This is a genomic window from Pedobacter chinensis (genome assembly GCF_003339865.1).
GTDB lineage: Bacteria > Bacteroidota > Bacteroidia > Sphingobacteriales > Sphingobacteriaceae > Pedobacter > Pedobacter chinensis.
On sequence record NZ_QPKV01000006.1, the window covers coordinates 1 to 25,174 of the forward strand.

At 36.5% G+C, this 25,174-nt stretch carries 19 protein-coding genes; 8 read left to right on the top strand and 11 right to left on the bottom strand.

Annotated features, from left to right (window positions below; all coding sequences use genetic code 11):
- Positions 1-38 precede the first annotated feature (38 nt).
- The 6 genes from DU508_RS14215 to DU508_RS14240 all read right to left on the bottom strand — a co-directional run bounded on the left by DU508_RS14215 (position 39) and on the right by DU508_RS14240 (position 8,508).
- Positions 39-668 carry a toprim domain-containing protein gene (locus tag DU508_RS14215; protein ID WP_449415923.1) on the bottom strand — a complete coding sequence of 210 codons (630 nt, stop codon included), beginning with the start codon at positions 666-668 and terminating at the stop codon, positions 39-41.
- A 6-nt stretch (positions 669-674) separates the two neighbouring features.
- Positions 675-2,135 (bottom strand): DUF3945 domain-containing protein, encoded by a 1,461-nt coding sequence (locus DU508_RS14220; protein ID WP_115403486.1) that lies wholly within the window; start codon positions 2,133-2,135, stop codon positions 675-677.
- Between the two features lie 85 nt (positions 2,136-2,220).
- Positions 2,221-2,529 (bottom strand): helix-turn-helix domain-containing protein, encoded by a 309-nt coding sequence (locus tag DU508_RS14225; RefSeq protein WP_002978404.1) that lies wholly within the window; start codon positions 2,527-2,529, stop codon positions 2,221-2,223.
- A gap of 12 nt (positions 2,530-2,541) precedes the next feature.
- Positions 2,542-2,895 carry a helix-turn-helix domain-containing protein gene (locus tag DU508_RS14230; protein ID WP_013632656.1) on the bottom strand — a complete coding sequence of 118 codons (354 nt, stop codon included), beginning with the start codon at positions 2,893-2,895 and terminating at the stop codon, positions 2,542-2,544.
- Positions 2,896-3,145: 250 nt separating this feature from the next.
- Complete coding sequence (locus tag DU508_RS14235; RefSeq protein ID WP_034735056.1) at positions 3,146-3,991, bottom strand: RteC domain-containing protein; 846 nt, start codon at positions 3,989-3,991, stop codon at positions 3,146-3,148.
- A gap of 548 nt (positions 3,992-4,539) precedes the next feature.
- Complete coding sequence (locus DU508_RS14240) at positions 4,540-8,508, bottom strand: hybrid sensor histidine kinase/response regulator transcription factor (RefSeq protein WP_115403487.1); 3,969 nt, start codon at positions 8,506-8,508, stop codon at positions 4,540-4,542.
- Between the two features lie 363 nt (positions 8,509-8,871).
- On the opposite strand from DU508_RS14240, the gene DU508_RS14245 reads away from it, so the two are divergent.
- The 3 genes from DU508_RS14245 to DU508_RS14255 all read left to right on the top strand — a co-directional run bounded on the left by DU508_RS14245 (position 8,872) and on the right by DU508_RS14255 (position 14,248).
- On the top strand, positions 8,872-11,919 hold the full coding sequence (locus DU508_RS14245; protein ID WP_199562719.1) for a SusC/RagA family TonB-linked outer membrane protein: 3,048 nt from the start codon (positions 8,872-8,874) through the stop codon (positions 11,917-11,919).
- A gap of 17 nt (positions 11,920-11,936) precedes the next feature.
- Positions 11,937-13,649, top strand: a complete 1,713-nt coding sequence (locus DU508_RS14250; protein WP_115403488.1) for a RagB/SusD family nutrient uptake outer membrane protein — start codon at positions 11,937-11,939, stop codon at positions 13,647-13,649.
- 137 nt (positions 13,650-13,786) lie between these two features.
- Positions 13,787-14,248 (top strand): SusF/SusE family outer membrane protein, encoded by a 462-nt coding sequence (locus DU508_RS14255; protein WP_115403489.1) that lies wholly within the window; start codon positions 13,787-13,789, stop codon positions 14,246-14,248.
- 91 nt (positions 14,249-14,339) lie between these two features.
- Here the strand turns inward: DU508_RS14255 and DU508_RS14260 are convergent, their stop codons facing one another.
- Complete coding sequence (locus DU508_RS14260) at positions 14,340-15,218, bottom strand: 1-aminocyclopropane-1-carboxylate deaminase/D-cysteine desulfhydrase (protein ID WP_115403490.1); 879 nt, start codon at positions 15,216-15,218, stop codon at positions 14,340-14,342.
- A gap of 242 nt (positions 15,219-15,460) precedes the next feature.
- A complete protein-coding gene (locus tag DU508_RS14265; protein ID WP_115403491.1) occupies positions 15,461-16,492 on the bottom strand; it encodes a DUF6588 family protein in 1,032 nt (343 codons plus the stop codon).
- Between the two features lie 101 nt (positions 16,493-16,593).
- Here DU508_RS14265 and DU508_RS14270 point away from each other — a divergent pair, with 101 nt between their 5' ends.
- The 3 genes from DU508_RS14270 to DU508_RS14280 all read left to right on the top strand — a co-directional run bounded on the left by DU508_RS14270 (position 16,594) and on the right by DU508_RS14280 (position 19,427).
- A complete protein-coding gene (locus DU508_RS14270; protein ID WP_115403492.1) occupies positions 16,594-17,622 on the top strand; it encodes an RluA family pseudouridine synthase in 1,029 nt (342 codons plus the stop codon).
- A 3-nt stretch (positions 17,623-17,625) separates the two neighbouring features.
- Positions 17,626-18,468 carry an aminotransferase class IV gene (locus tag DU508_RS14275; protein ID WP_115403493.1) on the top strand — a complete coding sequence of 281 codons (843 nt, stop codon included), beginning with the start codon at positions 17,626-17,628 and terminating at the stop codon, positions 18,466-18,468.
- 209 nt (positions 18,469-18,677) lie between these two features.
- Entirely contained in the window at positions 18,678-19,427 is a 750-nt protein-coding gene (locus DU508_RS14280) for a hypothetical protein (RefSeq protein WP_115403494.1), read from the top strand.
- A gap of 44 nt (positions 19,428-19,471) precedes the next feature.
- Here the strand turns inward: DU508_RS14280 and fmt are convergent, their stop codons facing one another.
- Complete coding sequence (fmt, locus tag DU508_RS14285) at positions 19,472-20,380, bottom strand: methionyl-tRNA formyltransferase (protein ID WP_115403495.1); 909 nt, start codon at positions 20,378-20,380, stop codon at positions 19,472-19,474.
- Between the two features lie 88 nt (positions 20,381-20,468).
- On the opposite strand from fmt, the gene DU508_RS14290 reads away from it, so the two are divergent.
- Both DU508_RS14290 and DU508_RS14295 read left to right on the top strand, forming a co-directional pair.
- Positions 20,469-21,515, top strand: a complete 1,047-nt coding sequence (locus DU508_RS14290; protein ID WP_115403496.1) for a DNA topoisomerase IB — start codon at positions 20,469-20,471, stop codon at positions 21,513-21,515.
- 23 nt (positions 21,516-21,538) lie between these two features.
- Complete coding sequence (locus DU508_RS14295; RefSeq protein WP_115403497.1) at positions 21,539-23,386, top strand: PAS domain-containing sensor histidine kinase; 1,848 nt, start codon at positions 21,539-21,541, stop codon at positions 23,384-23,386.
- 39 nt (positions 23,387-23,425) lie between these two features.
- Here DU508_RS14295 and DU508_RS14300 read toward each other — a convergent pair whose 3' ends face one another.
- Together DU508_RS14300 and DU508_RS14305 are read right to left on the bottom strand one after the other, a co-directional pair.
- Entirely contained in the window at positions 23,426-23,632 is a 207-nt protein-coding gene (locus DU508_RS14300; RefSeq protein ID WP_115403498.1) for a hypothetical protein, read from the bottom strand.
- A 184-nt stretch (positions 23,633-23,816) separates the two neighbouring features.
- The gene (locus tag DU508_RS14305; protein ID WP_115403907.1) at positions 23,817-25,088 is read right to left on the bottom strand and encodes an exo-beta-N-acetylmuramidase NamZ family protein; all 1,272 of its coding nucleotides are present in this window, start codon (positions 25,086-25,088) and stop codon (positions 23,817-23,819) included.
- Positions 25,089-25,174: the final 86 nt, after the last annotated feature.

A 25,174-nucleotide genomic window follows, 5' to 3' on the forward strand; every position in this document is an offset into this window, starting at 1 on the left:
CCCTGGACAGCTCTACTGCCATCTTTTTGAACTCATCGTCAAATACTCTGTGTTTCATATATGCCAAATTTAAAATTACATTTCAAATCTGCTCCATAAATGTCTCTACTCAAAGATAGCAACTCCAGTGTAGCATTGATACCTACAAGCCAGTCGGCACGGCTTCTGCCTTGCGCTGCTTGATACAGCCCGTCAAATGCTGCCCCGTCTTTCAGGTTGTCGAAGCCTTGCTTTATTGCCTTTTCGGTAAGCGAACTTATCCAAAGGCGTTCAAAAGGTTTGTTGCATTTCAGGTATTCATAAATGTACCTGAAAATGAGTTCGCCCTCACGACCTGCATCGGTAGCAACGATGATGCTGTTGCTTTGCTTAAAAAGCTGCTCAATGACTTTCAATTGCTTTAATGCGCCAGTATCGGCGGTGTACCCTTTGTCTTTTTTGACCTTGCGAACGGTCAATAAAAAGGGGTTGGGCAATATCGGCAGGGATGCTTTGTCAAATCCCGAAATGCCGTAATCTTCGGGCATTCCCAGTCCTATTAAATGACCGAATGCCCACGTAACAAAATAGCCGTTACCTGTCAGGTAGCCATCCTTTTTATCGGATGCTCCCACAAGTCCGGCTATTTCCCTTGCTACGCTTGGTTTTTCTGCAATGATTGTTTTCATACTGTATTACATTTTTCTGCCTTTGGATTTTTCAGGCTTGTTATCCTGTTGCTCCTGCTGCTTCTCGTTTTTCGGTCTTTGCTGCCCGGACTTCAAAGGCTCTTGGACGTTCTTGGTCGCTTCGTTGGTTTTACCCTCCGAATTGACGGCAGTTTGTGTTTTATGAGTTTCGGCAGGTTCTACCCGTGCTTTGTACTGACCGGGAAACTCAAAATTGGTCTTTCCGGTATCTTTGTCGAACGTGATATAACCCTTATACGGTTGGTCTTTTTTGTCTTTCAGTTCAACGTATATGGTTTGTCCGGCTTTGAACTTGTTGTACTGCTCATCATCCAGTTCTTTGCCCCTGAAAGTTCTTGGAGCTTCTTGCGGTTGGCTTTGCTGATTGCTTTGTTGGGTATTCTGTTGGTTCGTTTGCGCCTGCTGATTGTTGTTGCTTCTGTCAAACAGGAACTCAACATACCGTTTGTCCGCATTGAATTGTACAGTTGCCGAAAACTCCGTTCCTTTCGAGGAAATCATACCCTCTAAATAGAGCGGTTTGCCCTCCATCAGCGTTTGTTTTTGTTCGTCATTCAGCTTTACGCCCTTAATTTCATCGGGAATTTTTATAAACTCCGTGCGCAGTGCAACCACGTCATTGGTCAGCCTGTCAATACTTATAATGGACGGCATCAGGTCGCCTGTTTTGGAGTTTACCAAATTGACGACACGCCCCATATTACCCGTTTCGAGCAGGTTTTTCTTGTCTTCGTCCGTAAACTTGTGACCGAAAAATTCAAAGTGGAGGTTAGGTTCTCTTTTGATACCGTGTATTGCCACGATAACATTGCCGTCTTCCGCTTGCTGTAAAGACAGGCGGGCATCCGTGCGGAGGATAGAGCCCCCGAGGTTGACACCTATCGGTAAAAGCTCATTGGTTTTATAACCTCGTAACAAAGGGTCGAGCAGGTTCCTTTTTTCAAGATACTCTTTGCTCAATCCGAGGTTTTTCATTGTGTCCCAATCAATCTGCTCCGGCTTGTAGCGATATTCGCTTGTTTCCGTTGTTGTTTGTGCTGTTGCCATATTATTTTGATTTTCTTGTTTTTTATCGGGTTGGGGTTCTGCTTTCACTTCGTGTTCTTTCAGCACTTTTTCGCCCTGTGGAGTGGGCTTATCTACGTGCTTTTGTAATTCCTCTGCTTTTTCAGCAGCAACCGAGGCAGGCACTTTGAAGAAAGTAAAGTTTGTAGGGTTCTTTAACTGGCTGAAAAAATTGGAAAAGAAGTTGGAAAAGAAATCACCGCTTTTATCCACACGCATAAACTGGTTTTGATTTTTCTTCGTGGGGTCAACGGTTTCCATTTTCCCGTTTTCGTCTATACTCTTTACTGCCTGGATTTTCATTTTCTCTTTATCCAGTACGAGTAAGATGTCCGAAAGCTGTTCGGGCATTTCCTGTTTATTAGTTGTTTCTTCGCTCATAATCTGAAAATTTCAAAATTTCACGATCGAATGTAAAGGAAGCCTTCACTGATTTGCTTTATGTGGCACTCAAAGGCAGCGTTTGTCACTTATTGGCATCCAGTTTAGGTAACGGAGGGTTAAAACTTTCCCTGATGAACTGATGCACATCGGATAGCTTGTAATACAGTTTTCCGCTAATGGTATAATAAGGGAGCTTACCTATGGAGCGATACCGTTGCAGGGAACGGTTACTGATTTTCAGCATTTGCAATAAATCCTGATTATCCAGTAACTCTTCGCCGTCTATGCTGTTGCGCTTCTTTTGTAAATCGTCTATGTGGTTGCCAAGAATGTCCAGCCTGTCCATTATGCGTTCCATCCACGCCACAAATTCCATTTTGTCGATATTCATACGGGTACGCTTTTAATGATTACCTGATTTCAGCTTTCTGCCTTTCTCGATATAGCTTTTGCCTTTCGCCATAAGCTGCTCCACATATTCATCGGTCGTCTGCACGGCGTTAGCGTTGAGCATTTCCTTGATAGCACCAATCGTATAGTAATACTGCCCGTACATTTTTGAAAAAGCTATCTGCCCGTTGGTGCGCATACGCCACAACGTTTTTTCGCTGATGTGGAGATACTGGCAGACTTCGTGGTTGTTGAGCCATAAGCTATCGTAGCTTGTATCTTCCAGTTTGAGGATATATTCGCTAATGGCTTTCAACCGTTCGTTGAGGTGCTTCCACACTTCTTCGTCAACTGTTATAATGTTCATTGCACTATTGTTTAATATTCACAGTACAAAATTCAGAAGTGTGGCAGTGTTTGTCTGCCAATGCGTACCCATTGGTTTGGCACTTTTTTTCAAATTTTTTGCAATGAGAAAAACCCTTGTTTAATAAGGGTTTTAGCGTGTTTCGGTTATTTTGTAGTAGCCTTTTGCCCATATATGCCAATTGGCATATATGGGCAAAGAAAAAGCAGTACATTTTGTGTACTGCTTTCAAACACCCGTGCTGATGTTGCTAAAGGTCTTTATCCATATACTCTTCGAGGGAAATTTTGAGCTGGTCTAAAAACACCGTTCGGGAGCCTGCCCTTGTTTTCATTCGGTGGAAAGAATGATGTATATCGTTCAAGGGCGTTCGGAAGAGGATTTGGAAAATCAATGCTAATTTCCTGATGCCTATTTTCCCGTATGCAATAGATTTGGAAACATACAGGGCGTAAATCAATTCTATCAGTGCATTTTGCGAGTTCGTCCACGAAATGTCTTTGTTTCCATCACCGTTTATTGAAATGGTATCGGGATTTTTTTCAGGGTTTATTTTGGTAAGCAAGAAAGTATAAAGTAATTCATTGGCTATAATATGGGCAACTTTGTTATCGTAATAAGTAGAAAAGCTAAGGTCAATTTCAAATACACTACTTTTTAGACCATCGTGGTAATTGATTTTTCCGAGCCTGAAATAACTGTGGTCACGGTCAGTTCTGCCTGCACGATAGTACCTGTAAAAATCCTCATTGGATATGCTTTCCTTGTATTCGGATTTCAGAATTTTCAGTTGGTTTTCAAAATAACTTTGGTGTATTCTCCCTGCACTTACGGGGCAGGTAGTTTCAATGCGGAATACCTTATTGTAATAAATAAGTTTTCCTAAAATCTGCGGTTTGATATTCTTGAAAAAATTGATTTCCTGCCGTTCGTCCTTAAATCCGGTCTGCAAGACTTTCATCTTTATAGTAAACAGCATTTCCTTTAAGAATAAGGTCATTTGGTAAGCCTCATCCGCAGTTTGCATCATTTGAGAAGATAGCATATCTTCCTGACGCTGAATTTCCGATAATATTTTGTTCAACACGATTTCCATAGCTTAGATTTTTAGAGATTAACACCATACGTTTCGGATTTACATTTTTGTTTATTTGTCAAAACTTGGAAATAATATCGGAACCAATATCACAGGTTGCCCCCATATTGGGGAAGATTTATTTTATAACGCCTTATGATGTATATTGGAAAAAGCAGAAAAAAGGGTTAAGTACGCTACGACTTAACCCTTTTTTTTATTAAATTTGCGGTAATGATTTACAAGGTAATCAGATGAAAGCGAGTGCAGTAAGCACCATTACTAAATCGTTACCGATAGCACTTTCGGTTCTTGTAAACTACTCTTTATTAGCCACTTTGGGCTATATTAATCTTTTTGTACAAAAATAGTAATTTCGAAATTTTGTTAATTCATTGTAAATCAATCGATTTTTATTCGTTTAAATATGCTGATCGAGAAATTTTTAAACAGTTTAAACCTATTTTTCTTGCGAAAAAGTTAATTACATGCTAAAATTGTGGAAAACTTTTTAAAGATTAAAGTTTGTTATTGGTTTAATAAGAACATCAATTGTGCAATTAATTGCTTTAACTCTTAATTCGGCTTGTTTTTAGTTTATTTAAATAAGCCGACGGGCTTAATCCGAACTGCCGCTGAAAATCTCTGGAAAAATTGGCATGTGAACTATAGCCAATCATAAAAGCAACTTCATTTATTTTATATTGTCCGTTTGATATTAATTCTGCTGCTTTCTTTAATCTGGTTAAGTTTATTAATTCATTAGGGGATAGATCAGAAAGCCCCTTTATTTTACGATATAAAGTCGGCCTGCTCATGTTCATCATTGCCGAGAGCTTATCTACATCAAGGTCAACATCTGTTATATGTTCGTAAATGTGATTATTAAGGCATTCTAAAAAATCTTTGTTCGATTTAGAAATATTAATTCCGTTAAAATGTGTTAAAGGCGACTTTCGAAAATATTCTTTAATTAATTTTCTGTTATTTAAAAGGCTATGGATTTGAGCAAGCAAATGTTCAAATGAAAAAGGTTTTTCAATATATGCATCAGCACCAACCTCAAGTCCTTCGGTTTTGGCACCAATTGAATTTTTTGCAGTAAGTAAAATGATCGGGATGTGACTGAGCTGTAAATCGCCTTTTACCCGTTTACATAACTCTATTCCATCCATTACAGGCATCATTACATCGCTTACGATCAGCTGTATGTTATCATTATCAAGCATATGAAGTGCTTCCTGACCATTGCAGGCTTTTATTATGTTGTATTTAGGTTTTAACTCCCTCCCTATATAATTTAATATATCGGTATTGTCTTCTACTACAAGAATAACAGGTTTTGTGGAATCTAAATTAACCTCATCTGGTTCAGGTTCTTTTAATACTCCGGATTCTTGCTTTGCATGGAAACTAATTTCGGTTTCCTGATGTAGTGGGAGGGAAAGCAAAAAGATATTTATTCCTTTTTCTGATACCTTAACTTTGATATCTCCTTTATGGAGAATTGCTAATGAACGGGCTAAAGGCAGACCAATTCCGGTGCCAATTTCCTTATCTGTATCTTTTATTCTAAAAAATGGTTCAAAAATTTTGCTGTGATATTTGCTTTCAATAGGTTGCCCATCGTTTCTAAATTCGATATTAAAATGTGAATCTTCACTATTAAATGGAAGCAAACGTATGGTTACATTATTAACTGCGTATTTGATTGCATTATTAACCAAATTGTTTAATATCTTTTTTAACGCTTCTTTGTCAACGTATGCAAATAAAGGGTGGTGCGGTAAATCAAGTTGATACGATAAGTTTTTATGTTCTGCAGTCGGTTTAAAATCGGTATATACATCTTTTAGAATTTCCTGAATATGCGTTTCTGTAAAACTCAAACTAAAACTATTGGCTTCAGTTTTACGGAAATCAAGAAGCTGATTTGTCAGATCAATTAATCGATTTGTATTTTTCTTTATCATGTTAATGCTTTCCTTGATTTGCGATGCCGATAAAACGTTATTACTCAGCTTGTCAAGCGGCATTTTGATGAGCGTGAGAGGGGTACGGATTTCATGCGCAACATTAGTGAAAAATTCAATCTTTGCATTATATAATTCGCGTTCAGTATTAATTTGTATGGTTTCAATTTTACGTTTATTCTTTTCTGAGTTTGCCTGATGATAGTATTTTAATATTGTTATAATGATGCCCCCAATAATAATGGAATAGAACAAGTATGCCCATTTGGAGAGCCACCACGGAGGTAATATTTTAATATCTATTTTAGTTTCCTTATCATTCCAAACGCCATCATTGTTAGAGCCTTTTACTTTCAATGTATATGCTCCCGGTGGTAAATTGGTATAATAAATATTTTGGCTATTTCTTAACCTAATCCAGTTTTTATCTAACCCTTCCATTTTGTACTGATATTGATTCATTTGCGGACTGGCATAACTCAAAGCCACCACATTGAAATTTAAGTTAGCGCTATCATGCGGCAAGGTAATCGAACTGGAATAAATAGCTGATTTTTTTAACGCCGAATGATTACTGATCGTTTCATCCCTGTTATTTACTTGCAAACCTGTTATGTAAACCGGAGGAACGTAAGTGTTTTTAAGCAAATTGGCTGGATTAAAGCGAATTAATCCTTTAACTGTTCCAAAATATATGCTGCCATCGGTATCCTGGTAAGATGAGTTATAATTAAATTGTTCTGTTGGTAATCCATTAGCGATATGGAAGGCTCCAAATTTTTTGGTTTTTAGATTGTAAGTTGCCAATCCCTTGCCGGTTGAAATCCATAATACCTGATTTTTATCTTCGGTAATTCTGAAAATCTGATCGCTGGGAAGGCCGTTTTCTGAAGTGTAATTTTTAAATTGTTTTTTTGCAATGTCGTAATCTGACAGGCCACTTTCAGTACCAAACCATAAATGATGACGGCTGTCTTCAAATATATGGTTTACATAATTATTAACAAGGCCGTCTTTTTGATTTGTGCTCCCGCTTTTTCCGGTAAATACATTATTATATCTTATCCCCGAACCATAACTTCCAGCCCATAATGTGCCATCTTTAGTTTGATAGAGTGTTTGAATCTGCATCTTAAAAAATGGTATTGCCTCAAAATTGTCTTTTACTCTGTTATATTTAAACAAGCCTGTCCACGTACCTATTAAAATTTCACCTTGAAGATTCTTATAAATGGAAACGATAAAATTGCTTTTAAAGGAATCGGCACCACTACCTGAGTTATAGTGTTTTATAACGCGACCGGTTTTTATATCCATCACATCCAGCCCGTGTTCGTAAGTTCCTATCCATAATTTATCATCATCGGCACATAAACCATGAATATTATTATAAGAAATGTTGTTTATTTTATCGGGTGTATATTTTGTGATATGATTTGATTTGAGATCTATTTTATTAAGGCCGGCATCTTCTGTACCAACCCATAACTGGTCATATTTATCTTTAACAATTTCATGAACAATATTCCCGCTTATACTGTTTATTCCCGGTTGTGGAAAATATTTTTGAAAGCCGTTGTAATATTTAGAGTAATAATTAATGCCACCAAAATAAGAACCTAACCAAATGCCGTTTTCCCTGTCTCTGTAAATAGTCGATATTAAATTATCGGCAATAGAATAAGGGTTGCCATATTGCTTTTGAATGGTAATAATTTTGCCTGTGTTTATATTGTAAATACATAAGCCTTTTTCAGTGCCAACCCAATACTCATCATCTTTATAATGGAAAACAAAAAAAGCATGTATATCCTTAATTGATTTATCCTGATAAAGAGCATCTCTTAATTGACCGGTTTTATAATTAAAGATTACAAGCTTCGTTTGTTCAGCAATAATAAGGGCAGAATCGCCCAGTGTTTGGATGCTATTAATTTGCAAATCCTTAATTTTTTGATTTTTTTCAGGAATTGTATAGGTTTTATAGCTGTTATTATTCGGATTAAACTGCCTGATATTATTGGTTCCTGAAACGGCCCATATTTTTCCGTCTGAAGCAAGATGAACAGTGGAAAAATATTTATCAGAAAATTCAAATGTTATTAACTTACTTGTATGTTTAATGTATTTGTAAAGCTTACCTTGTGATAAAATCCATATATTATTTTGGCTGTCACCGATAATTTTTTGCACTGCCGTTTTTGGGCCTCTCACAAAGAATTTAAAGTTTTCTTTTATTGGGTCATAAATATAAATTCCCTTTGAAGTACCCACGTACAATTGTTCATCGCTATCTTCATACAAGCTTAATGCTGCATTACTGCCAATAGTGCCCGAGCCATTTAGGCTTGTTTTAAATATTTTAAAGGTAGTTCCATCAAAACGGTTAAGGCCATTACGGGTACCAAACCACATAAATCCTTTTTTATCCTGAATTATTGAAGTAACGGTGTTACTGGAAAGCCCGTCATTAATTTGATAACTTTTAAAATAATATGAGTCGCTCTGTGCAAAGGAGATGCCGGAGATTAAAATAAACAGGATAAATATTACGGCTGTTTTCAATGTGTTTCTTGCGGATTTTAATATAAAGACTCTGTTAAATGTACAATTTAAGATAGTTAATTATTATCAATGTAAAAGAAAATATTTTGCCATTGAATGATTAAATAATAATGCAAATTGATACATTTTGATAACAAATTGAAATGGACAGATAAGTCAGTGTGGATTAAAAACCATTATTTAGCTACTCATTATTAGCGAATAATAGCCTGTTAAAATAGGCTGAATCCGGAGTAACTAAACCAAATAAATTATGGAGCTACATCCTCCAATTGTAATAAGTAGAGCTATACTTACTAAACACTATTCAAATCGGATATAGTATCAAATCAAAGTGCTTATTAAAAATTAACCAAATAATATATGAAAGTAAATTTACTAAATCACAAACCAATAAGGTTTGAAGCCATGCCTAAATTTAAATGGATTATGGCCGCCCTGTTAATTGCAGGTAATGTTGGTTATTCTATGTCTTCATCTGCAAAAGGGCAATCAACAGAAGTTCGTGCAACAGTACCGGTCACGGGAACGGTAACGGATGCAAAAGGTTTGCCGATACCCGGAGTTGTGGTTACAGAGAAAGAAACCTCTAATCGTGTAATTACTGATGCTAATGGTAGATATAAAATAGAGGTAAGCAGTAGAGCAGCTGTATTAGTATTCAGTTATGTTGGTTTTAACAACCAGGAAGTTAAGGTTGGCAATAATTCATCAGTTAACATTACTCTTTCAGATGATGTTAGATCGCTAAATGAGGTAGTTGTTATTGGATATGGCACGCTTCGCGAAAAAGAAATTAGTAGTACCATTACGCATATAGGCTCAAAAGATCTGCTTACTGTTGGGGGAAACAATGCTTTAATGTCGTTACAGGGAAAAGTTGCCGGCTTAAGTATTGTTAACACGGCAACAGGTGATCCTAATTCTTCTCCAAGTATTCAGCTTCGTGGTGTATCTTCCCGTAATGCAGGCTTAGGGCCGCTTTATGTAGTTGATGGAATACCAGGTGGCAATGTTGATAATATTAACCAGAATGATATCGCATCCATAGATGTGTTAAAGGGCGGGGCAGCATCAGCCATATATGGCACACGCGGAAGCAATGGAGTGATTCTCATTACAACCAAAAAAGGGACTTCAGAGGCACAAATGAATTATAATAATTATTTTTCTTTAGATTTTCCTACTAACCGGCTTGAGGCGTTATCGGCAGATGAATTTCTTGCTAATAAGAAAGGGATTGATAAAGGTGCAAGAACCAACTGGATGGAAGAAATTACCCGCAAATATGCTTATTCGCAAAGGCATACTGTTTCTGCTTCAGGCGGTGGTGCACGAACTAACTATTATATATCAGGAGATTATAGAAATGGTGAAGGTGTAGATTTCCGCTCATCAAGAATTGAATACGGAGCAAGAATAAATATTACACATACACCAGAAAACAATCTTTACACCATTGCGCTGAATGTTTCACCTCGTTATCTTAAATCAAACAATTCAGATAGTCCAACAGGCAGTGATAATGGTTTTGCCCAGGCATTAAGTCTTAATCCAACACAACCAGTATTCGATCCAACCAACCCTAATCTGTATTTCAGAGTAACTGAAGGTTTAACTAATCCTTACAATCCGGTTGAACAGGCTCGCATCGTGCAACAAGGTACTGATGGAAAGTATTTAGATTGGAATGGTTCATTCAAATTAAACATTCTTAAAAACTGGAATACACAGGTTATGGTAAACCAATCGAATAGAAGTTTTTTTGATTTTTATTTCCGGCCAGCTACCCATACAACTTCAATTCAGGCCGGACCTACCATAATGGGTGCAGCAAATAGAAGATATAATGTTAACGATACCAAGAATTTTGAATGGACAAGTAATTATTCACTTGATTACAAACACCATTCTCTGAAATTATTAGGTGGTTATTCTTATGCCTATTTCAATTACCAGGATTTATCAGGTTCAAACTCAAATTTCCCAACTGATGTTTATACCTATAATAACCTTGGAAGCGGACTTTATAATGTTAATATAAATGCACAAAATGCTGTAGGCAGCAGTCAAAACGATTCAAGACTTATTGCATTCTTTGGCAGGTTAAATTACAGTTTTAATGATGAGGTATTTGTTTCAGCCAGTTTACGCCGTGAAGGTTCATCAAAATTCGGAGCCGGCCATAAGTGGGGGAATTTTCCGGCGGTATCTGCAGCCTGGGATTTGAGCCAGAGACCCTTTATAAAATCGCTTAATTGGATTAATAATTTAAAAATAAGGGCTGATTATGGTGTAACCGGTAATCAGGATTTTGATAATTATCGATCTTTAGATACCTATACCGGTGCAGGCCGCTACCTTTTCAATGGAATTCTCTATCAGGTATATGGGCCAAGTCAAAATATGAATAATGATTTAAGGTGGGAGAAAGCTTTAAATTATAACATTGGCTTAGATTTTTCACTATTTAGCAACAGGTTATCCGGAAGTATAAATTACTATATCCGCAAAAATCAGGATTTGTTAGGATCTTACGATGTTCCGATTCCACCAAATGTTCAACCTACTATATATGCAAATGTTGGTTCAATGAACAATTCAGGTATCGAATTTCAGTTAACCGGAACCGCTGTTAAAACCAATAGTTTTAATTATGAAATATCCCTGGCAGCGGCAACCCTTCAAAATAAGTTTATCTCTTTTTCAAATGATATCTTTAAAGGCCAGCCTTATATAGATGCAGTGGGCCTTCCTTCTCCTGGAAGTCCCGGCACCATTCAAAGGCTTCAGGAAGGGAAACGCATAGGGAATTTCTATATGCTTAAATCTGCAGGTTATGATTCTTTCGGAAGGCTTTTGGTTTATAATCGGGCAGGCGAGATTATTCCTGCAACGGCATCAACAACCGCTGATAAACAATTTGTGGGCAATGGCTTGCCCAAGTTTACCTTAAGTTTAGGCAATACATTCAGATATAAAAATTTTGATGTCTCAGTTTATTTAAGAGGGGCTTTTGGTTATAGTATTTTCAATACAATTGCATTTTATATCGGCACTCCGGCGGCTGCAGCAGGTACCAATGTGTTAAAATCAGCGTATGATGGAGGTAAATACTCCAAATTAACTCAAAACAGTACATCTGCTTATGCTTCTGATTATTTTCTTGAAAACGGAAATTTTGTGAAAATAGATAATGTTGGTATTGGATACACCCATAACGTTAAAATTAAATATCTAAAATCTGTAAGGTTTTTTCTAACGGGCAGAAACCTGTACACTTTTACCAAATATACAGGCGGAGATCCGGAAAGTACTTCTGTAAACGGCCTCTATCCGGGTTCAAATGGAAGGATCAATTATTATCCGTCTACATTACAGGTATTGGGCGGTTTACAGGCTAGTTTTTAATTCTAATAATTACGAAAATGAAATTAATTTCAAAATATAAATCGGTAATGGTAATGACGCTGATTGGTGCACTATCTTTAAATAGTTGTACTAAGCTTGATGAAAAACCATATGATAAAATTACTTCACAGAATTTCCTTCAAACAAAGGATGATGTGATCAGAGATTTTTTAAGATCTTTTGAACATGGTTATTGGACCATTCAAAGTACTTATACTGCACAGGAAGACTCATCAGATGAAATGATGACGCCTAACAGACAGGGTGACTGGCTTGATGGCGGACTTTATCAAAGGCTTCATAACCATACCTGGATTACTGCCGATGGATATACCAGCTCCATGTGGAATGATCTTTATCAAGGCATAACACTGGCAACAAACTCTTTAGAAGATATAGAAGCCATTGACCCTGCAAAATTCAATATGACTGCTGCCGAAAAAGCAGATTTTGTATCTGAATTAAGGGTACACAGGGCGTGGTTCTACCTTCGTTTATTTGATCTCTATAGAAATATAGTTATTATAACCAAAGTTAAGGGAGAAAATCAAGGCAAACCTCAATCAACGCCACAAGAAACCTTCAATTTTATAGAAAACGAATTGCTGCAGGCACTTCCTGGTTTGCCAACCAATACTGCCCTTGGTGCAAGAGGAATTGGCCGCTGGACAAAAGGTGCAGCAATGGCATTGTTAAGCAGGCTTTATCTGAATGCTAAAGTATATATAGGCCAGGATAAATTCGCACAATGTGCAACCGTATGCCAGGATATTATTGATGGAAAATATGGTACCTATGCCATTGAAAGCCGGTGGGATGCACCATTTGATTATTCTAATGTAACATCTGCAGAAATGATGTTTGGTTTCCCGGCATCTAATATCACTCGCTGGCATTATTCCAGTGGTATGTACTTTTGGAGTTACCCTGTTAACACGCCACAATATTTTGGTAATACAGATGTGGGCACCACAATGAATCCGAAATATTCACTTCAACCGGGTAGAGATGTAAACGATGTGGAGTTACCGTATGCATTAGGCAAACCTTTTGTTAAATTTCAAAAGTATGCTGATGACGTACGATTAAAAAAATATAAAAACTTAGGCGGCAGTAAAAGAGAAGGCATGTTTCTTTTTGGTTATCTGCCTTATGTAAATGCTCAGGGAGCAACAGTAAACGTTCAGGGAACCAAAGGTTATACAATTTACATCAGAGATGCCGTTGGTTATTTTCTTGATACTCCTCCTGGCGTAGCGCCTGCCGATAAAGAATCCAATATGAACCATGCTGATCAAAATTCGGGCATACCTGTAGTAAAATATCCCTGGTATCCAACTGGTGATGCTAACGCATTAATGTCTGCTTATGCAGAGATCCGGCTTGCCGAGGTTTATTATAGTTTAGCAGAATGTAAATACAGGGCAGGAGATAAAGCAGGAGCGAGCGCCCTGTTAAATAAGGTTAGGGCAAGATATTACCCCGATGGTTCGCCAAGCCTTTATAATCCGGATGGCAGTAGCCTGAATGATCAGGAAATGTTGGACGAATGGGGACGAGAGTTTGTGGTTGAAGGAAGACGGAGAACAGATATGATTCGCTGGGATGTGTTTTCTAAAGGAACATGGTGGGACAAACAGCCTGATGCAGATAATCATACAGAAATTTTTCCAATTGGCTTAAACATACTTAACATTAATCCTCAGTTAAAACAAAACCCGGGATATTAAGAAACTGTTTAAAGATGATTTAAATTTTTACAGTTTTAAAGATGCGTGGACACACCCGGTATTAAACCCTGGGCGTATATTCACAACCCAATTTAATCTTTCGAAGAAATTTAAACCGTTCCAAAAAATATAAAAAAATGAAAAAAAATATAAAAAACACCTGCATGAATGGATTTCATGCTGAATATATGATGTTATTGTTAACGGTAATGATAATAGGCGTTTCATGCAAAAAGGAACTGAAAGCATCTGATCCGCTTCCGTTAATATATTCTAGTGTTTACATTGTAGGTGATGCAAGTGCTGCAAAATGGGATATAGCAGCGGCATTGCCTATGATTGTAAACCCTTCCAATTCTGCAGAATTTACCTGGACGGGTCCGCTTGTGGCTGGTGAAATTAAGTTTCCAACATTACGCAACTGGACTGCAGATTGCTTTATGTCGGCTACAGCGGCACAACCAATTAGCAACAATAAGGCACAGATAGCGCTTGGAGGCAATCCGGATTTAAAATGGAAGCTTAGTGCTGCAGAAGCTGGTAATTATAAAATTACGGTTGACATGAAAGCTATTACTGTAAGCTTTCAAAAATTATAAAATAATTATTGCACGCTTAAACACCTCGGTTTTATAACAACCGGGGTGTTTTTTTTTAAAACCTCTATTAAATTTCTATCTCAAGCAGAGCTTAAAAAGAGTTGAATTTATCTTTCATTCCAAAAAAGCCAAGCAAGCCTCCAGTATGGATGGCAAGAATTTTATCATTATTGCTAATCTTTCCTTGATTTTGCAATTCAAAAATTGCATAAAACATTTTTGCGGTATAAACAGGATCAATCAATAACCCTGTTTCTGCAATGAATTTTTTAATAAAGCTAATCAGTTCGGGTGTGGTTTTGGCATAGCCCCCAAAGTGGAATTCATTGTGCAAATTTAAATGGGTGGAAAGAGAGGTATATCTGGAGATTTCTTCCCTGATAAACTCTCCTCCTTTTAAAACAGGAATTACATGTAGCTGCGTTTTATGGTCTTTTGCCTGAATAGCCTTTAATAATCCGGCAGCTGTAGTGCCTGTTCCTGCTGCGACAAAAACATGGTCGTAAGTTTCCTCCAGTTCATCTATTATTTCAGCGCAACCTGTTACTGCTTCAGCCGAAGCTCCACCTTCATTAATGAAAAATGCATTTTGATCAGTATTAAAATTTTGCTCAAATAATTCTTTCTTGTTTTTATAACGTTCTCTATCTACAAAAATGAGTTTCATGCCGAAAAGAGAACAAAGCAAGAGCATTTCATTTTTTACTGCTTCGCCCCGAACAAATGCTGAAGATTTTAGTCCGAATCTTGCTGCCGCTGCTGCTGTTGCAACGAGATGATTTGAATAAGCACCGCCAAATGTGATCAAATGGTTTTTGCCTTCAAATTTTGCCCGTTCTAAAATGAATTTTAGCTTACGCCACTTATTTCCGGAAATATATGGATCAATTAAATCATCACGTTTAACAAAAAAGTTGCTAAAAGGATTAATTTCTATTTTTTGAACAGGACTGTATATTTTTTGAAACACATGTAAAAATAAAAAACACCTGCAAATTGCAAGTGTCTTTTTAGCGTTTTCTTTAGATTCTTACTACCTAAAATATATTTCCCTGATCAGATAAGGGAAAAAATTAAGCACAATCTTAACGTTTTGAGTAAAATTTTTCATAGTGTTACAGATTAGATATTTTATAGTATTAACTATGAACAAAAAATAAGCCAATATAGTTTTAGGTTAATCAAAAATAAATTATTAACAGTAATTTAATCTTAATTATTTCCAATTCCCAATCCAATTCCTGCATTAATCATGTGATATTTTGCTGCGGTATATGAACTGTAAAATTTAAAGAAACCAAATTTTAGCTGAAAACCTATACTGGCTCTTACTCCATCAATGTCAGTTTGTTTTACCGAAATTGGGTCTACATAAGTTGCAGAGGTAAGCGCGCCTGTAGCAAAACGATATGTTCCCAATGCTTTCAAATCTGTTTTAGAAGTTTGATAGCCTACGCTGGCGAAAGGCGTAAAGAATAAGATCTTTTTTGATACGATGGCATCAACGTTTACACCGTTGAACTTTGCATCAATACGTTGATCGGAATTCGCCTGGTTTTCAATATTTAGATCAAGAGTATATTTATACTGGGTAAAACCTCCAGAAATTGCGATATCTATAGGAATTAATTTCTCCGATTTCCCCATAAACAGCGGTAACAACTCAACCTTCGCACCCACACCAATCATAGATAAACTTCCTAAATCGTCACTCAATTTAATTTTTGGCATTGCTCTCAGAGAGATATCAATGTTTTTGGGTAAGCCTAAAGTAGCCTGAATTTGAGCAGAGGGAACCGTATGAAATCCTACACCTTGTGGCAGGTTGAAAAATTTTCCGGTTGGAGTTCCTGAGTTTGTATACACTTCCATTCTTCCTCCAACCTGATCATTACCAAAAGCCGTTGGACCGATAGAAGAAGAACCGGGTGCTGGCTTAATATCGGTTAAATTAAGTGTGTTTACATCATAACTTCTTGCCGATTGAGGTACAAAAACGCCAGATACTGAAACCCTGACATCAAATTTTAAAAAACCTTTTGATTTTGCTGTATTGTTCCAGCCGTCGTTTAGCCCTAATCCTAATCCTTTATAAAGCGGATCAAAATATGCATTGATAAGTTTTGTTGCATCGGCCGGACCGGAAACAAACAGATCTCCAACATCTTGTTGTGCGCTGGCTTTTTGAACAAAAAAAAGCAGAATTAAAGCTAGAAAAGCTTTAAAAGAGTAGTGTTTATTCATAATATGTGCCTTGTAAATGATTATTGACAGTAAAAATAAGACATTTTGGTAAAACTGAAATCATTCAAAAAATCTTGAGCTTAAAAGTTTATTTTTGCAGCATGGAAAATGTGGTCGAATTGCAGGAATCAGAAGAACAAGAATTATATGAACACTTAAAAATAACAGTCGATAAAGGACAATCCTTATTGCGTATCGATAAATTTTTGATGGTTAGGGTAGAAAATGCCTCACGTAACCGCATTCAAAATGCTATTGATGCCGGGAATGTTTTAGTTAACCAGAAACAGATAAAATCCAGTTATAAGGTAAAACCTTTTGATGAAATTTCGATTGTTCTGCCTCATCCACCTCGTGATACGGAAGTTTATCCTGAAGATTTACCGCTAGATATTGTTTACGAAGACAGTGATTTACTCGTAGTGAATAAAGCTGCAGGAATGGTTGTGCATCCTGGCTTTAATAATTATACCGGAACATTGGTAAATGCATTGGCTTTCCATTTCGAACAATTACCACAATTGCCAGGAAATGATGGCAGACCTGGCCTGGTTCATCGGATTGATAAAGACACTTCTGGTTTATTATTGATCAGTAAAAATGAAAAATCGATAACTCATCTGGCCAGACAATTTTTTGATCACAGTATCACAAGAAAATACATTGCTCTGGTTTGGGGCGATCTCGAAAATGATGGCACTGTAAAAGGTTATATTGGCCGAAGTGTTAAAGATCGCCGGGTAATGGATATTTATGAAGAAGAAGAAAAAGGAAAATGGTCCGTAACGCACTATAAGGTTTTAAAACGCTTAGGTTATGTTACTTTAATCAGTTGTGAACTTGAAACTGGCCGTACCCATCAAATCAGGGCACACATGCAACATATCGGGCATCCGTTGTTTAATGATGCCATGTATGGGGGCGATAAGATTTTAAAAGGGACTACGTTTAATAAATATAAACAATTTGTAGATAATTGTTTCGAATTGCTGCCCAGACAGGCTTTGCATGCACAAAGTTTAGGTTTTATTCATCCAACAACAAAAGAGTATATGTATTTTGAATCGCCGTTACCAGCAGATTTTAAAGCTGCATTAAATAAATGGGAAAATTATATCTCCGCATCTTAAAATATGTCTCAGCAATATCTTTTATTTAATGATGAATTTCAAGCGGTTGATGTTCCTGTTTTAACAGCTTCAAACAGAAGTTTTAAATTTGGCGATGGACTTTTTGAAAGTATGCGGATGATTGACAATAAGCTCCAGTTTGCAGATTTACATGCAGACAGGCTTGTGGCAGGAATGAAAGTTTTAAAAATGGATGGACATGCGTTGATGGATGATTATTTTCTTCGTCAAAAGACGGCCGACCTTGTTAAAAAAAACAGATGGAACGGGAATGTGCGTTTCCGGTTATCGGTTTATCGTCAGGGTGCAGGTGTTTATACACCAGAAATTAATAAGGCCGGTTATATCTTGGAAGGCATTCCCCTAAAAAGCAATCAATATGAGTTAAATAGCAAAGGTTTAATTATTGATGTTTTTGATGAAATAACAAAACCAATAAATAAACTTTCCAACTTCAAAACGTCCAACGCATTACTTTATGTAATGGCAGGAATTTTCAAAAGCCAAAACCGCCTGGATGAAGCCATGATTTTAAATCAAAATGGTTTTTTATGCGAAAGTATCAGTGCAAATGTTTTTGTGGTTTACAACAGTCAGATTTATACACCAGCATTAACTGAAGGTTGTGTTGGTGGGGTAATGCGCAGTGCTATTATGCAATTGTGCAAAATGAATGATATATCGTTAATTGAAGCCCAAATAAATCCTGAAATTTTGAAAGAAGCCGAGGAGGTTTTCATTACCAATGCCACTCAAGGAATTCAGTGGGTAATGGGTTATGGAAGAAAACGTTATTTTAATGAAGTTTCTAAGTTCTTGATTGATAAATTAAATGCGTTATCATAACTAAAACATTGCAAGTTCAGTTTTATAAAACAAGAAATAAGTTGCTTAAGCCCTTTAATCAGGTTATACTCGATTTCCTGTTGCAATAATGTTATCAATTAGATCACTTATCACTAAAGCAAAGATTAAATTTTGTATTTTATTCTTTACAGAGAATTTTCAGCATAAAAGTTTTGTAATATTGATTACACACACAAATGTAAATCAATATGAAAAAACTACTCATTTTGGTCATGGCTTGCTATGGCCTGAACGCTCGTTCTCAAATGAACGACTCCAAAGATTTTCTGTATCTCTATTCAGATTCTACAATTTATGCCAACAGGGTCACAATGCGACCCGATTTTTCTGGCACCTGGTCTCTACGGGCAGATTCTCGACGAATACCTTTAGAACAAGTAAAGTTCTTCAATAACGAAGATGGTTTCTATGCAAATACCAGGAAAGTTGATTTTTTTAACAGCGTATCGTTCGCTGAAAGAATTATTGAAGGGAAGATCAATCTTTATCAAGAGGTAAGCTATAATTCTCATCCTTTTGACGATGAATTTTATAGATTTCAAACCAGGAGACGTCAAGCTGTAAATACAAGAATGTTTTATAATAAACACTTCGCAGATTTGAAAAAAGTAACTTATAATAATTTAATTATTGACATGGCTGACCGTAGTGAGAGCATAGATTTACTGAAGGGGTATCGAAAAAGCATGAGAATTGGCACCGCTATGTACATTGGGGCTGGCGCTGCAATTATTGCAAGTGCAATTACACTTTTTGCTAACTCCGGCTTTAAACAAATCGGCACAGGGACTGGAAATATGCCAATTTATAAAAATGATTCTTCAACCGGAAGTTTCTTATTAATGGGACTAGGCGGCGGATTAGGTATTGGTGGTTTTTTGATACAATCATCAGGCTCAAAAAATATCGAACGCGCTATAGATGCTTATAATAGATAGTCAATATCAAACAACAGGCAGATTTTTATCGATCTGCCTGTTGTTTATAATCTCATTCCGCGTAGAAAATCTTCAATGAGCATGCGTTTTTTTCCTTCGTATTGAATATCCAACAATTTGATAAACCCATCTTTAGTAGCAAATTTAAGATAGGTTTTGCCATCAGTTAAAAACCCGCCTGCAACAATACCTGGTTCCTTATCTTCCATTTCTGCTTTAAAAATTTTAAGTGTTTTGTCGTTTAACAAAGTGAAGGCGGTAGGATATGGGCTTAAGCCTCTTATTAAATTGTAAATTAGTTGGCTGGGATTATTCCAATCTATTTTGCAATCATCTTTAAATATTTTTGGTGCGTGTTTCAAAACCTCACTTTGTGGTTGCGGTTGCTGTGTGTAATTACCTTCCTCAATGGCTTTAACGGTTTTAACCAATAAATTTGCTCCGATATGCATCAGTTTGTCGTGTAATTCACCAGCAGTTTCATCATCAGCAATTGGTGTACTATCACTTTGAATAATGGATCCGGTATCAATTTCATGGGTTAAGAAAAAAGTGGTGACACCACTTTCTTTTTCGCCATTAATAATCGCATGATTAATTGGAGCTGCGCCCCGATATTGGGGCAATAACGATCCATGAAGGTTTATTGTGCCTTTTGGTGGCATATTCCAAACTACTTCAGGCAACATCCTAAAGGCAACCACCACTTGTAAATCTGCCTGATAAGATTTTAGTTCTTCAAGGAATTCAGGGTTTTTTAACTTTTCGGGTTGTAAAACAGGTATGTTTTTTTCGACAGCATATTTTTTTACTGCACTTTCATTAATTTTTTGTCCGCGGCCTGCAGGTTTATCAGGAGCGGTTATTACAGCAACTACATCAAAATCAGCTTGAACCAGCGCATCTAAAGAAGCAACTGCAAAATCGGGCGTACCCATAAAAACTATTTTCATAAGAAAGTGTTGTGTTTCTAAAATAACGTGAATGCACACATTAAGTTTTTACAAAATAACTAAAAATTAATCATCCTTATAGGTTAAAATGATACAAGGTAAAGATGTTGTTAAAGCGAACGGATTAGTTTATGTAACCGATTCGATGCCTGGCATTTATCGAAAAGGGAAGCCAGGTAAGTTTTATTATGAAGATAAGGATGGGCAGAAAATAACAGATGAAAAGCACCTGAACAGAATAAAATCATTAGTGATTCCTCCAGCCTGGCAAAATGTTTGGATTGCCAATAAGCCAAATGCTTACCTTCAGGTTACCGGTATTGATGTCGCAGGCAGGAAGCAGTATAAATACCACCCAAAATGGACAAGTCGCCGTTCTGATGATAAATATTTCAGGTTGTACGAATTTGGAAAAGCATTGCCTGAGGCCAGAAAAAAGTTGGCGAAAGACTTGAAACGCAAAGCGTTTGATGAACGAAAGGTATTAGCTATTTCTGTCGATGTACTTCAAAAAACCCTGATCAGGATTGGAAATGAAAGTTATAAAGAACTTTATGGTTCATTTGGCTTAACCACTTTGAGAGATAAACATGTTAAGATAAACGGAAGCAAAATTAACATTGATTTTGTCGGCAAAAAAGGTGTTAAACAAAATGTTGAGCTAAATGACCGGACACTGGCCAGACTTGTTAAAAAATGCAGAGACATTCCCGGACAAGATTTATTTCAATTTTACACTAATGAAAATGAACATAGAAGCATAGATTCTGGCAAAATCAACAATTATATCAGAGAGATTACAGGCAGCGATTTCACTGCTAAAGATTTTCGTACCTGGGGTGGTACTTTGGAGGCATTGCGTCAATTCTCCAAATGTGCTGCCGATGAAAATTGGGAGCTGAATACGAAGAAAACCATTGTTAATGTGTTAGATTGTGTGGCAGAAAAGTTAGGCAATACCAGGGCGGTATGTAAAAGCTCTTATGTGTATCCGATGCTGCTAAAAGCATACGAAGACAATAAGCTGGAAAAATATTTAAAGAAAATGAATAACCATAAAACGGTTAGGAAATTAGGTTTGGAGCATGATGAAAAAGTGCTTCTCTCTTTTCTTAAATCTACCGGCAGCAAATAAAAACGAGTTATATTTGTTTCCTCATGCAAATAAATTTAAAAGATAAAACTTCATTATTTAATATACTGATAGAGGAATCTGAAATGCCTATCGGTTTATACGTAGGAGAGGAGCTCACTATTCAAGTTGCCAATAAAGCCATTTTAAAAGCATGGGGCAAAGATAATACCGTAATTGGAATGGAACTGGCAAAAGCAGTTCCAGAATTGGAAGGACAGCCATTCATCCAGATTTTAAAGGATGTTTTTAAAACTGGTGTAGCCTACGAAGCTAAGGAGGATAAGGTTCAACTGATTAATAATGGCATATTACAAACTTTCTATTTCGATTTTATCTATAAACCGTTAAAGGATGAGAATGGAAAAGTTTGGGCAATTTTAAATAATGCCACTGATGTTACGGCATTGGTAAAGGCTAAATTTAAATGGAAGGAAAGTGAAGAACTTTTCAGGCAAATGATTTATGATGCACCTGTAGCCATTGGGATTTTAAAAGGAAAGGATTTTATTATCGAGGAAGCCAATGATGATTTATTGAAGATTTGGGGCAAAACCAAAAATATTATTGGGTTAAAATTAATAGATGGATTACCAGAACTTATAGATCAGCCTTTTCCTGAACTTTTAATGCAGGTTTATCAAACCGGTGTTCCGCACTATGGATACGAAACCCTTGCCAGGTTGGAACGTAACGGTGTTTTAGGTGATTATTATTTCAACTTCGTTTATGATCCTGTTCGTGATAAAGACAAGAACGTTACCGGCGTAATGATAGTGGCAAATGAGATTACCGCCCAGGTAAAATCCCGTCATGCTTTTAAAGCCAGTGAAGAACGTTTCAGGAACCTGGTTTTGGATAATCCAATGCCAACAGCACTATATGAAACTGAAGATATTATTATCAAAATTGCCAATAATGAAATGCTTAAATTATGGGATAAAGACAAAAGCATTCTTGGTAAACCAATGATAGATGCTATTCCTGAATTAAGAGATCAACCTTTTATAGATATTTTGAAAGAGGTGTATCGAACAGGAATCCCATATCACGCAGATCAGCAGGCGGCTAACTTGTATGCAAATGGTGAACTGAAACAATTTTGGTTTAACTTTACTTATAAACCTTTAAGAAATGCAGAAGGTAAGGTTTATGCAATTTTACATGCAGCAATAGATGTGACTAAACAGGTTCAATTGCAACAACAAAAAGATGAGTTTTTAGGGATTGCCAGTCATGAATTAAAAACGCCTGTAACCAGTATAAAGGCTTATGCTCAGGTTTTAGAGCGGATGATTCGTATTGAAGGCGATGAGAAAAAGGCCAATATGGTTCAGAAAATGGATTTTCAGCTTAATCGCTTAACAGGTTTAATTAGAGATTTATTGGATGTAACCAAAATACAATCCGGGAAAATGACTTTTAGCCCTGTTAAATTCGATTTTGATCTGCATATAAAAGAGATCGTTGATGAAATGCAGCATATCACTTCGCAGCATTATATCAATGCAGATTTAAATAGCAGTTCGGTTGTTTATGCAGATAAAGAAAGAATAGGTCAGGTAGTTACTAATTTCTTATCCAACGCCATAAAATATTCTACTGATGCAGAAAATATCGATGTGAAAAGTTTCCTAAAGGATAATGAAGTGATTCTGAGCGTACAGGATTATGGAATTGGAATTTCAAAAGAATCGCAACACTTGGTTTTCGAGCAATTCTATCGTGTTGGAGGAAACCTTCAACACACTTACCCAGGCTTAGGACTTGGCTTATACATTTCTGCTGAAATTGTGAAAAACGAAGGCGGTAGAATTTGGGTGGAAAGTGAAGAGGGTAAAGGTTCTACTTTCTATTTTGCTTTAAAAATTTGATTACACTATTGCTTTAGTGTAATCAAATCAATTTATCTTTTATTCCTTCGGAGCCTTTTTTATTGCATGTACAGGCTGTTCTTCGTTCTCTCGTTGCTTAGCAGGATTATTTGTTTTTGGCGGTTTATTAGGTAAACTGTCATTGGGTTTTCTAACGGTTTTATGGTCAAGCGGCTCTCTTCCCTTCGGAACTTCTTCCTCATAATTGCTACCTGGTTTGTCATTTTTTACTTTTGGTCCGCTCATAATTTAATTGTTGAATGATTGAATTTTGATGATTGAACAGGCAAAAAGCAAATCGACCATCATTTAATAGTTAACAAAATTTAATAAGCTATTGTTTGAAATTATCATGCTCATCAACTCTCAAATTAGCTCCCCTGATTGAAAATATTCATTTACCCCATTCATTTATTCAGTAACTCACTCATTAATCATAAAGCAGATATTTTTTACGCATGGTTTTATACGCGCTCAATCCAGGTTCCCAGCTTGCTCTGATTTCTTTTTCACTTTTTCCGTCAATTACCTGTTGCCTGAAATCACCTACGCCAACCAGTTTTTCAATGGTTCCCATTTCTTTACTTAATTTGGTATTAAAGAAATCTTCTTTTCTTGGCGATGCATTATATAATTCAATTAGCCAGGAAATATTTACCTGTTTAGATTCTCTAAGTTTTGAAGTATTGTAATTTCTCAGATCTAAACCATAACAAACCTGATCTTGAAACAACGGAGTTTCAGACATTCCTTTAATGCTTTTTGGGGTAAAATTAAAATCGTATTTACCTTTTAAATATGGAGCACCTACAATAGTGAAGGGAAACATGGTTCCTCGGCCATGGTTTAAATAAGTGCCTTCAAATAGGCAGGTTGAAGGATACAAGAGTATGGATTGTGCGGTGTTAAGATTTGGAGATGGTTTAACAGGTAAAACATATTCCATATCGTGGTTATAATTGGCATTTTTAATGATGGTAATTTTGCACTTCACTTTGTCTTTTAACCAACCTTCGCCATTTAGCATTTGCGCATATTCTCCAATGGTTAAGCCATGGGCAATGGGAATTGGTTGAATCCCTATTCCTGATTTAAATTTAGGATCTAATATTGGTCCATCAATTAAATAACCGTTAGGGTTTGGACGATCCAAAATTAAAAGCTCTTTTTTATTTACAGCGCAAGCCTCCATTACATGTTGTAAAGTATTTATGTAAGTGTAGAAACGAACACCTACATCTTGAATGTCAAAAACCATGATGTCAATATCAGCCAGATCTTCGGCAGTAGGTGTACTGTGTTTTCCATAAAGTGAAATGGCCTTAATGCCTGTTTTCGCATCAACAGCATCATCAACTTTAACCCCGGCACTCGCATCACCCCTAAAACCATGCTCCGGACCAAATATTTTTTGAATTTTAACACCACGTTTCAATAAACTATCAACCGATGTTTGCGAGCCGATAATTGATGTTGGGTTTACAACCATGCCAACTCGTTTACCCTTTAAAAGTGACAAATATTTTTCGGTTTGCTCTGCACCGGTTTTAATAGCGGTTGGCAATTTTAAGTTGTCTTTAATAAGTAATTTGCGATTACCTGGCGCTTTACCTCCAATTTCTTGTTCTAATGGTTTAGGGTTTTGTCCGCAGGCGGAAAATGCAATTAGACATGTTAAAGCAAAGCTGATGTGTTTTTTCATCTGTATAAGTTTGTTTTTAATTGTGATGAAGCTGTCAGGTTTATTCATACCGCTGTGCGGTATGAATAAACCTGATGGTTTCATTT